This window comes from Streptomyces sp. NPDC001492, assembly GCF_053597275.1.
In genome coordinates this window covers 198,877-209,476 of sequence record NZ_JBSFHW010000013.1, presented here as the reverse complement: position 1 = coordinate 209,476, position 10,600 = coordinate 198,877, and the positions used below count along the sequence as shown (strand labels likewise).

10 protein-coding genes are annotated in these 10,600 nt (G+C 70.6%); all 10 read right to left on the bottom strand.

Features of this window, described 5'->3' with window-relative positions; translation table 11 throughout:
• Positions 1-337: 337 nt before the first annotated feature.
• Positions 338-577 carry a hypothetical protein gene (locus ACWC1K_RS19155; RefSeq protein WP_450832736.1) on the bottom strand — a complete coding sequence of 80 codons (240 nt, stop codon included), beginning with the start codon at positions 575-577 and terminating at the stop codon, positions 338-340.
• 370 nt (positions 578-947) lie between these two features.
• A complete protein-coding gene (locus tag ACWC1K_RS19150; RefSeq protein WP_450832735.1) occupies positions 948-2,420 on the bottom strand; it encodes a catalase in 1,473 nt (490 codons plus the stop codon).
• Positions 2,421-2,580: 160 nt separating this feature from the next.
• Positions 2,581-3,471, bottom strand: coding sequence for a 2-hydroxy-3-oxopropionate reductase (locus ACWC1K_RS19145; RefSeq protein ID WP_450832733.1), 891 nt, complete (start codon positions 3,469-3,471; stop codon positions 2,581-2,583).
• A gap of 163 nt (positions 3,472-3,634) precedes the next feature.
• Positions 3,635-4,474, bottom strand: a complete 840-nt coding sequence (locus tag ACWC1K_RS19140; protein WP_450832731.1) for a TIM barrel protein — start codon at positions 4,472-4,474, stop codon at positions 3,635-3,637.
• A 182-nt stretch (positions 4,475-4,656) separates the two neighbouring features.
• Entirely contained in the window at positions 4,657-5,340 is a 684-nt protein-coding gene (locus tag ACWC1K_RS19135; protein WP_450832729.1) for a hypothetical protein, read from the bottom strand.
• Positions 5,341-5,363: 23 nt separating this feature from the next.
• Positions 5,364-5,864, bottom strand: a complete 501-nt coding sequence (locus ACWC1K_RS19130) for a hypothetical protein (protein WP_450832728.1) — start codon at positions 5,862-5,864, stop codon at positions 5,364-5,366.
• Positions 5,837-7,108 carry an MCE family protein gene (locus tag ACWC1K_RS19125; protein ID WP_450832726.1) on the bottom strand — a complete coding sequence of 424 codons (1,272 nt, stop codon included), beginning with the start codon at positions 7,106-7,108 and terminating at the stop codon, positions 5,837-5,839. The genes ACWC1K_RS19130 and ACWC1K_RS19125 overlap by 28 nt, the downstream gene beginning before the upstream one ends.
• A complete protein-coding gene (locus tag ACWC1K_RS19120) occupies positions 7,105-8,376 on the bottom strand; it encodes an MCE family protein (protein ID WP_450832725.1) in 1,272 nt (423 codons plus the stop codon). Before ACWC1K_RS19120 ends, ACWC1K_RS19125 begins: the two co-directional genes overlap by 4 nt.
• Positions 8,373-9,500, bottom strand: a complete 1,128-nt coding sequence (locus ACWC1K_RS19115) for an MCE family protein (protein WP_450832723.1) — start codon at positions 9,498-9,500, stop codon at positions 8,373-8,375. The genes ACWC1K_RS19120 and ACWC1K_RS19115 overlap by 4 nt, the downstream gene beginning before the upstream one ends.
• Entirely contained in the window at positions 9,497-10,477 is a 981-nt protein-coding gene (locus ACWC1K_RS19110; protein ID WP_450832744.1) for an MCE family protein, read from the bottom strand. The genes ACWC1K_RS19115 and ACWC1K_RS19110 overlap by 4 nt, the downstream gene beginning before the upstream one ends.
• Positions 10,478-10,600 lie beyond the last annotated feature (123 nt).

Genomic DNA, 10,600 nt, shown 5'->3' with positions numbered 1-10,600 from the left:
CGGCGCTGGGGGCATGCGGGGAAGGTGTGACCCGGCCGACTGCTGTGGGGCGGTCCGACCTTCCGGTCGGACCGCCCCTTTCGCGTGCCCGGCTCCGAGGAGCCGTCCCCCGTTTCCCCCGTGAGATCCCCCGTTTCCCCCGTGAGATCCCCCGTTTCCCCCGTGCGATCTCCCGGTTCCCCCGTCATGGAGCCCGCCGCCCCCGTGTCGGCGGGCCCCATGTGACGTGACTATGCCCTCGGGCGGGTGCGGCTGAAGCCTCTTGAACCATGTTCAGAGCTGGATTTGAGGTTTGCGTAGACGTCCTACGTCCCGGGGCGTAGGAGTACGCATGTGCTCACGGCCCCTCGTGGTGTTCCGACAGCCCCGGCCAGTCGTCCGGGCCGCCGCCCTGCCACTCGATGAGGTCGCTGTGCTCGACGTCCGTGACGTACAGGTCGGCCAGGCGCAGGATCTCGCTGACGTCGTCGACGTGCGTGGCGATCCCCAGCGTCTGGTCGCCCTCCGTGACCCGCCGGGAGCCGTCCAGGGCCGGCGAGTGCACCACGATGTGCGGATGCTGCGTTGGATGTGCCATGCCTTCAGCGTCCTGCGGGCCGCGCCGATGCGCACCCCCACGAACGCCGAAAGGCGCCGGATGCGGGACCGTCCGCATCCGGCGCCGCTCGGCCGGTGAGGTCTTCGGTTGTGGCCGTCCGGCGGTGCGAGGCTGGGCGCGACAGGACGTTCGCGCCGCCGGACGGAGTCTGCGGGTGGTACGGAGGACGGCTGGGACCGCGGCGGGTGCGACGGAACCGCGGCGCTGCTCCCCTCAGGTCGAAGAAGCAGCGCCCGGGACCTTCACCACCGCACTGGCTCGCACGCCGCCGCGGTCCTTGCCTCGCCCGCCACCGCCGGCCGGCCACCCCTCATCCGGGCCGTCCGGCGCTCGCGGGCCGCTTTGTGGGTCAGTCCTCGCGCAGGGCGCGGACCGCCTCCTCCACGCGCTTGCCGTACTCCGGGTCGGCGGCGTGGAAGTGGGCCAGGTTCTTCTCGATCACGTCGTCGCGGGAGACCTGGGAGAGGCCGCCGGCGATGTTGGCGATCAGACGGGACTTCTCGTCCGCGGACATCAGCCGGTACAGCTCGCCCGCCTGGAAGAAGTCGTCGTCCTTGGTGTGCGGCGGGGCCTCGTGGGTGCCGGTGTGGCCGGTCACCGCCAGCGGGGCGGACAGGGGGCGGCCGGTCTCCACCGGGCCGCCGTACGAGTTCGGCTCGTAGTTCTTCGCCCCGCGGCCCTGGGCGTTGACCGCCATGAAGCCGTCGCGGCCGTAGTTCTGCGCGGTCGTCGCCTTCGGCGCGTTCACCGCCAGCAGGGTGTGGTTGACGCCCAGCCGGTAGCGGTGGGCGTCCGCGTAGGCGAACAGCCGGCCCTGGAGCATCTTGTCCGGCGAGGGGCCGATGCCCGGCACGAAGTTGTTCGGGGAGAACGCGGCCTGCTCGACCTCGGCGAAGACGTTGTCCGGGTTGCGGTCGAGGACCAGGCGGCCCACGCGCCGCAGCGGGTAGTCCTTGTGCGGCCACACCTTGGTGAGGTCGAAGGGGTTGAAGCGGTAGTCCGCCGCCTCGGCCGCCGGCATGATCTGGACGTAGAGGGTCCAGGACGGGTTCACCCCGCGCTCGATGGCCTGCAGCAGGTCCGTCTGGTGCGAGTTCGGGTCCTTGCCCGCGATCTCGGCGGCCTGCTCGGAGGAGAGGGAGCGGACGCCCTGGTTGGTCTTGAAGTGGTACTTGACGAAGAAGGCCTCGCCGTCGGCGTTCGTCCACTGGTAGGTGTGCGAGCCGTAGCCGTTCATGTGGCGGTACGAGGCGGGGATGCCGCGGTCGCCCATCAGCCAGGTCACCTGGTGCGTGGCCTCGGGGGCGTGCGCCCAGAAGTCCCAGACGTTGTCCGGCTCCTGGCGGCCGGTGAACGGGTCGCGCTTCTGCGAGTGGATGAAGTCCGGGAACTTGATCGGGTCCTTGATGAAGAACACCGGGGTGTTGTTCCCGACGAGGTCGTAATTGCCCTCTTCGGTGTAGAACTTGACGGCGAAGCCGCGCGGGTCGCGGACCGCGTCCGCCCCGCCCAGCGAGTCCGCCACCGTCGAGAACCGCAGGAAGACCTCGGTGCGCCTGCCGACCGCGCTCAGGAAGTCGGCGTACGTGAACCCGGTGACGTCGTCGGTCACCTCGAAGTAGCCGTAGGCGCCCGAGCCGCGGGCGTGCACCACGCGCTCCGGGATGCGTTCGCGGTTGAAGCGCGCCAGCTTCTCCAGGAGGTGCTGGTCCTGGAGGAGGAGCGGTCCGCCGATGCCGGCGGAGGCGGAATGCTGGTTGTCTGCGACCGGGGCGCCGGACTCCGTAGTGAGAGTTCTCGCCGTGAGCACGCGCTTCGACATCGTGGACCTTCCGTGCGGGTGTCAGCGGAAACTTGTTTCCGCTTTGTGGAGCCTAGAAGTGGGCGGGTTGGGCGTCAACAGTTTGTTGAAGTTGATTCCGGGTCGCGGCGCCGCCTGGGCGCGACAGGACAGATGTCAGCGGCGCCGCGACCCGGAAGTCTCAGAGCTGAGCGCCCGAGAGGCGCTCGACCGCCCGCAGCAGAGCCGAGTGGTCCAGGCCGCCGTCGCCCTGCGCACGCAGGCTGGCGACCAGCTGCGCGACCACGGCACCGACGGGCAGGGCGGCGCCGACGTTGCGGGCGGCGTCGGTGACGATGCCCATGTCCTTGTGGTGCAGGTCGATACGGAAGCCCGGCTTGAAGTCGCGGGCGAGGAAGTTGTCCTTCTTCCGCGTCAGCACGGTCGAGCCCGCGAGACCGCCGTTGAGGACGTCCAGGGCGGCCTTGAGGTCCACGCCGGACTTCTCCAGGAAGACCACGGCCTCGGCGCACGCCTGGATGTTCACGGCGACGATCAGCTGGTTGGCGGCCTTCACGGTCTGGCCCGAGCCGTGCGGACCGCACAGCACGATGGTCTTGCCGAGCGCCTCGAGAATCGGCTTCGCGAGGTCGAAGTCGGCCTGCTCGCCGCCGACCATGATCGACAGTACGGCCTCGACGGCGCCGGCCTCACCGCCGGACACCGGCGCGTCCAGCACCCGGATGCCCTTGGCCTCGGCGGCCTTCGCCAGGTCCACGGAGGTCTGCGGCGTGATGGACGACATGTCGATCAGCAGCGCGCCCGCCCTCGCGTTCTCCAGGATGCCGTCGGGGCCGTAGGAAATCGCCTCGACCTGCGGCGAGGCGGGCACCATCGTGATGATGACGTCGGCGTCCCGCACGGCCTCGGCGATGGACCCGGCCACGGTGCCGCCGGCGGCCGCCAGGCGGTCCAGCTTGTCCTGCTCCAGGGTGAACCCGGTGACGTCGTAACCCGCCTTGATCAGGTTCTCGGACATGGGGGAGCCCATGATGCCGAGGCCGATCCAGGCGATCTTGGGGAGGGTGCTCATATTGGGGGTACCTCTCTGAACTGCGGTGCTACGTCTGTGAATTGAGGCCGGGCGCACTTCTTGGCGCCGGTCGGCGAAATCCAGCCCGTCCGGCGTTTGAGGACGAGGCCGTTCAGGCCGAAAGCGGGGGCCTGGGGGCGGCAGCCCCCGGGCGGCGACGCCGTCAGCGAGCGGCGCGGTACTCCACCGGCAGCCAGCCGAAGGCCTCCGCACTGGGCCGGTCGCCCGGCTTGTACTCCAGGCCGACCCAGCCCTCGTATCCGGCCTTCTTGAGCTGGTCGAGGAGCTCCTGAAGCGGGAGCGAGCCGGTGCCGGGGGCGCCGCGCCCGGGGGTGTCGGCGATCTGGACGTGGCCGGTCTTCGCCGCGTACTGCTCGATCACCGAGGAAAGGTCCTCACCGTTCATGGACAGGTGGTACAGGTCCATGAGGAACTTCGCGTTGCCGAGCCCCGTCGCGGCGTTGACCTTGTCGACGATGCCGATGCCGGCCGGGGCGGACACCAGCGGGTACAGCGGCGACTCGGGCTGGTTGAGCGTCTCGATCAGCAGGATCGCGCCGATGCGGTCGGCCGCGCGGGCCGCGAGGACCAGGTTCTCCAGGGCGAGCGCGTCCTGCTCGGCGGGGTCCACGCCCTCGACGCGGTTGCCGTACAGCGCGTTGAGCGCCTTGGTGCCGAGCGAGTGGGCGAACTCCGTCGCCACCTCGATGTTGGCGCGGAACTTCTCCGACTCCTCACCCGGGATCGACAGGGCGCCGCGGTCGGGTCCGGGAAGCTGCCCGGCGTAGAAGTTCAGGCCTGTGAGCTGGACGCCCGCGTCCTCGATCGCCCTCTTCAGGGCGTCGAGCTCGGACCGCTCGGGGGTGGGGGAGTCGACCCAGGGCCACCACAGCTCGACCGCGGTGAAGCCCGCGGCGGCGGCGGCCGCGGGGCGCTCCAGAAGCGGGAGTTCCGTGAAGAGGATCGACAGGTTGACGTTGAAGCGCTGCTCTGCAAATCCCATGGGGGTCGGCGCTCCCTTCCGTGGCGACTCTGGCTATCGCTAGCGATTCCGTAATGTGGAAGTTGCTTTCTGCTTAATGGAAGACTGCCTGTGGTCGGGGAGGACTGTCAAGAGCGCCCGCCGAAGCGCGGACAAAAAAGTGCCCCCGCGCACAAGGCGCGGGGGCACGGTGAAGCGGCTGATCACAGGGCGTCCACGGCGCTCACCTTCCAGCCCTCGGAGGTACGGCTCATCGTCATCCGCACCCGGTTCAGGTCCAGCCGGGAGCTGGAGACCTGGGTGCTCTGCGTGACCTGGTTGACGAAGAGCAGCACCGTGACCCTGTCCGGTGCGGCCGAGGCGACGGAGGCCGCGGGGACGGTCGCCCTCACCACCCCGTGGTACTTCTGCGCCGTCGGCCCGACCACCGTCTTCGTGGTCTTCCCGTACTGCTCCTTGAAGTGCCCGGTCAGCAGCGTGCGGGCCCGGGCGAAGTCCCGGTCCAGATGCCGGTAGTCGTACGACAGCACGACCGGCGCCGCCTGCTTCGCGGCCGCGAGCGCCTGCGACCGTGCGCTCTCCGCCTGCCGGCCCTGCGCGTACTGCCGCCCGAGCAGCGCGGCGGCGACCACGGCCGCCACCAGAAGGACGCCGAGCACCGCGGGAAGCAGTCTCCGCCGGGGCCCGGGCCGGGGTGCGCTCCCCTCCGGTTCCGTCAGGGCGTCCGGGTCCTGCTCCAGCGGCTCCGGCGAGGGCTCCGGCGGGTCGTCCCAGCGGTCCGTGGCCGGCGGCTCGGGCAGCTTCAGGTGCTCCACCCGCTTGGTGCGCTTGGCCGCCGCACGGGCGGCCGCGCTCATCGTGCGGCTCCGGGTGGTCGGGTTCGCCATGGTCGTACTCCTCACTGGGCCCGTCAGCCCACGAACTCGACGTCGGAGGTCAGCCAGCGCCCGCCCCGGTACACCAGGTCGAGCTGCAGCCGGTAGGTGCGCGCCTGCCCCTGGGGTGCGGCGGTGTTGGTGACCTTGCTGTCGGCCACCACCAGGACGCGGCCCGAGTGGGCGTCGGAGCGGACGATGCCGGCGTCCAGGACCTGCCCCTCGGACACGGACTTGTTCTCGGCCACCAGCTTGGTCAGCTGTGCCGTCTGCGCGGTGAACTGCTTCTTGAAGTCACCGGTGGCGCCCTTGAGGACGTTCGCGCTGTCCCGGTCGTAGTGGCGGTAGTCGAGCGAGGTGAAGTTCAGCGCGGACTGGCGGGCCGCGGCCAGGAGGTCCTGGCGCCGCTGTTCCGTCGCGTGCCGGTCGTGCAGGGCGAAGCCCAGCCAGCCGGCGACCGCGGCGGTGAGGACGGTCGCCGCGACCAGCCCCACCGTCAGGACCCTGTTCATGCCATCGGGCCGACGAGCAGCCATTGCCACGACTCCTTTCCGAACACCGTCTGCTGGCCGCCCGTCGAGCCGATCTCGACGGGCCTTCCGTCCGGACCGGTCGCGGTGCCGGTGTCCGGGTCGTACGGCGTGATGTACGCCGCCTGGTTCGCGCCGCCGGACGTCGCGCCGGGCGCGTTCTGCGCGCCCCGCACCGACGTCTTGCCGCCGCGCGGGGCGGTGCAGTGCGCGGCGGTGTTGGCCGCACGGGTGCTGGTGTCCGAGGGGTCGCGCCAGGTGGTGCCGTATCCCTTGGTGCACGGCGGCGGGTCGCCCGCGTTCACCACCAGCCCGAAGTGGGTGGTGCCGTCGCCGGGGACCACCGTGTAGCTGCCCGCGACCAGCGCCGGGAAGGTCACCAGGGCCTGCTCGACGCCGGGCAGGTGTGCCAGCGTGACCCGGCCGCCGCTGATCAGGTTGGCCAGCAGGACCGACAGGCCCGGGCCGGTCGACTTCAGCAGTGAGTCGACCTGCTGCGCGGCCGGTGTCGCGTTGCCGATCACCTTGCGCAGGTCCCCGTCGCTCGCCTTCAACTGCGCGCTGAGCGCCGCCAGATCGTGCGCGAACGACTTGATGGACGAACCCTGGTCGGCCTGTGTCTTCAGGACCTTCCGCGAGTTCTCGATCAGCGAGACCGTCTCGGGCAGGGACCGGGACGCCGACTCCACCAGCGCGTTGCCCGAGTCGACCAGGCGGCTCAGGTGGGGGCCGGTGCCGTCGAAGGCCTTGCCCAGCTCGTCGACGGTGACCCGCAGGTCGTGCTTGCCGACCGAGTTCACCAGCCGGTCCAGGCTGAGGACCAGGTCCGTCGTGGGCAGCGGCACACGGGTGCTGCCGCGCGGGATGGCGCTGCCGTCGAGGAGATAGGGGCCGTGCGAGGTGCGCGGCTGCAGATCGACGTACTGCTCGCCCACCGCCGAGCGGTCCGCCACCACCGCGAGGGTGTCCGCCGGGATGCGCGGCGCCCCGTCCTTGATGTCGAGGGCGACCGAGACACCCCCGGAGCCGCTCAGCCTCAGCGCGCCGACCTTGCCCACGGGCACCCCGCGGTAGGTGACCTCCGCGCCGGGGAAGATGCCCCCGGAGTCGGCGAAGTCGGCCCGCACCGTGTAGCCGCGGCCCAGGACGTCGTCCACCAGGCCGGTGTACCGGGCGCCGACGTACGACACCCCGACCGCGGTGACGGCGGCGAAGGCCACCAGCTGGGCCTTGACCGTACGAGTGATCACGGCTGAACCCCCTTCAGCATCAGCTCGGCGAGCGCGAGGTCGATGCCCTCGGGCGGCTTCGCTCCGGTGGTGTAGCTGCTCGTGCACACCGGCGGGCACAGCGGCCCGCCGCCACTCGAGGGTGGCGACGGCACGGAGGGCGACGACGGCAGGCTCGGCGTGCTCGGCAGCGGGGCCGGCGTCGGGACGCCCGGCACCTGCGGGAGGCCCGGGGTGGGGGAGCCGCCCGGCGTCGGCGAACCGCCCTGGCCATGGCCGGAGTTGCCGCCCGCCACGTTCCCGTAGAGGTCCGCCAGATCGAGATCCGCGGTGATGTGCAGATTGACGTAGTCGCCCTTGACCGTGTCCACGGCGTTGCGCGGGAACGGGTAAGTGGTCAGCAGCTCAAGGGAGTTGGGCAGGTCGTTGCCCGACTTGTTCAGCTGCTGCAGGATCGGCCGGAGCTTCTTCAGGTTCGCGACCGTGTCGTCGTGCGAGGCGTCGACCACCTTGGTGCCCGCCTTGCCCAGCTTCGACAGGGCGGTGAGCATCTTCGTCAGGTTGCGCCGTTGGTCGGCCAGGACCTTCAGGGCGGGCGGCATCGTGTCGACGGCCTCGGCGATGGTCTTCTTCTCCTTGCCGAGCCGCCCCGCGAGCCGGTCGACGGCCTCGATCGCGCGGATGATGTCGGCCTTCTGCTTGTCGAGTCCGCCGACGAACGTGTCCAGCTCCTTCAGCAGTGATCTGACCCGGTTCTCCCGGCCGTCCAGGGCCTTGTTCAGCTCCACGGTGATCGTCTTCAGCTGGGCGACCCCACCGCCGTTGAGCAGGGCGGACAGGGCGGAGAGCACCTCCTCGACCTCCGGGTTGCGGCCGCTGCGGGAGAGCGGGATGCGGTCGCCTTCGCGGAGCCGGCCCACGGGGGCGGTGCCAGTCGGGGGCGCGAGCGCCACGTACTTCTCGCCCAGCAGGCTGGTCTGCCGCAGCTCGGCGACCGCGTTCGCGGGCAGCTTCACCGAGTCGGCGACCCGCAGCCGTACACGCGCGTGCCAGCCGTCCAGCTCCACCTTCTCCACCGCGCCGACGGTGACGTCGTCGACCTTCACCGCCGACTGCGGCACCAGGTCGAGGACGTCACGGAAGTCGACGGTGACGTGGTAGGCGTGTCCGTCGTCGGCCGCGCCGCCGGGCAGCGGGACGTCGTACCAGCCGTTGAACTCGCAGCCGGACAGCAGCAGCGAACCGACCGCCGCCCAGGCGAGTGTCCCGGCCTTGCGTCGTGTGCTCATGCGCTCGCCCCCAGGATCCCGCCGAGGGTCCTGTCGACCGTGCCGGTCACCGCGGTGCCCTGCGTGGGCAGTTCGGGCAGCGAGTCGAAGAGCTTCTTCAGCTGCTTGCAGTCGGGGTTCCTGCCGCCCGTGTCGCCGGTCGTCCGCAGGATCGAGCACAGCAGCGAGGCGGGGTCCTGCGCCTGCTGGGCGTTGTTGCGGGTGTCGAGGGTGCCGGAGGACGGGTTGTAGGCGTTGTTGAGGTTCGACAGGCCCGTCGGGGCGACCCGCAACAGCTCGTCCAGAGCGGCCCGCTGGGTGACGAGCACCTTGGTCACCTTGCTGAGGCCCTTCACGTTCGAGGTCAGGGACTTCTTGTTGTTCTTGACGAACGCGGACACGTCGGCGAGCGCCGTCCCCAGGTTCGTCAGCGCGTCCGCCAGATCCTGACGCTCGCCCGAGAGCTGCTGTGCGACGTCGGCGAGACTGGTGTTGAAGGACCGCACGCTCTTGTCGTCGGCCGCGAGTGCCGCCGTGAACACCTGGAGGTTCCGCACCGTCCCGAACAGGTCCTTGCGGCCGTCGGACAGGGTGGTGACCGCCTGCGACAGGTCCTGGACGCTCCGGTTGAGGTTCGCGCCCTGCCCGTCGAGGTTGTCGGCGCTCACCCCGAGCAGCCGGGAGAGGGAGCCGTCCTTGTTGGCGCCCTTGGGGCCCAGCGCCTCGGCCGTGGTGTGCAGGCTGTCGAAGATCCGGTCCAGCTCCACGGGTACGGCGGTGCGGTTCTCGGGGATGACGGCACCGCTGCGCATGACCGGACCCTTCCGGTACACCGGCAGCAGCTGCACATAACGGTCGCTGACCACCGAGGAGTTGATGATCGCCGCCCGGGCGCCGGCGGGGACCTTGCGCCCGTGGTCGTACTCCAGCTCCACCCGCACCCGCTCACCCTCGGGCGTGATCTTCTTGACCTCGCCGATGCGGACGCCGAGGACGCGGACGTCCGAGCCGGGGTAGATGCCGACGGCGCGCGGGAAGTACGCGGTGACGCGCACCGGCTCGGGCCGCGGCCACAGCACACAGGTGAGGGCGGCGACCAGGGCGAGTGCGGTGAGCACCGCCAGGCGTGTCTTCAGGCGCCTCACTGTGAACCTCCCGTCCGCGGTGTCACCGGAGCGGCGACCAGGTTCTGGACGTACGAGTCGAACCAACGGCCGTTGCCCAGGGCGTTGGTGAAGACCCGCACATACGGCGCGAGCAGCTGCACGCTGCGGTCGAGGCTTGCCTGGTTGCGTTCGAGCATCTGCACCACACGCTTCAGGCCCTCGAGCGCGGGCCCGATCTCCTTCTCGTTGTCCTGGACCAGGCCGGAGAGCTCGATGCCGAGCGCGGCGGAGGTCTTCAGCAGCTTGTGGATCGCCTCCCGCCGCCTGCTGATCTCCCGAAACAGCTGGTCGCCGTCCTTGACCAGCGCGGTGAAGTCCTTCGAGCGGTCGGCGAGCACACCGGTCGTGCCGTTCGCGTGGTCGAGGAGTTCACCGAGGGCCTGGTCGCGGGAGGCGACCGTGCGGGAGATCTCCGACAGGCCCTTGATGGACGCGCGCACTTCGGCGGGCGAGTCCTGGAAGGTGGTGGAGATGGTGTCCAGGGCCTTCGCCAGCCGCCCGGTGTCGACCTTCTCCGTGGTGGTGGTCAGGTCGCTGAACGCCTGCACGACGTCGTACGCCGGCACGGTGTGCCTGAGCGGGATCTCGCTGCCCGGCTTCAGCCGGCCCGGCCCCTTGGGCTGCAGCGCGAGGTACTTCGCGCCGAGGATCGTCTTGATCCGGATCGACGCGCCGGTGTCGGTGCCGAGGCCGGGATCGCCCTTGACCTTGAAGGTGACCTTGACGTGGTCGCCGTCCAGGTCGACGGTCTCCACCTTGCCGACCTTGACCCCGGCGATCCGCACCTCGTCACCGGGCTTGAGCCCGCCGGCCTCCGAGAAGGCCGCGCTGTACGTGTCGCCGCCGCCGATGAACGGCAGGCTGTCGGCGTTGAACGCGGCCACGGTCAGCAGGGCGAGGACGGTGAGGCCGACGGCCCCGATCACCACGGGGTTGCGTTCGCGGAACGGGATCAGGCGGGGCCGCCGGATCCGTATGCGCGGCAGCCTGGGCGGGTCGATGCGCACCTTCATCATGGGCTGCGGGCGCGGTGTCGCCGGGAGCGGCTGCGGCAGCGGCTGCGGCTTCGGGCGCCGCAG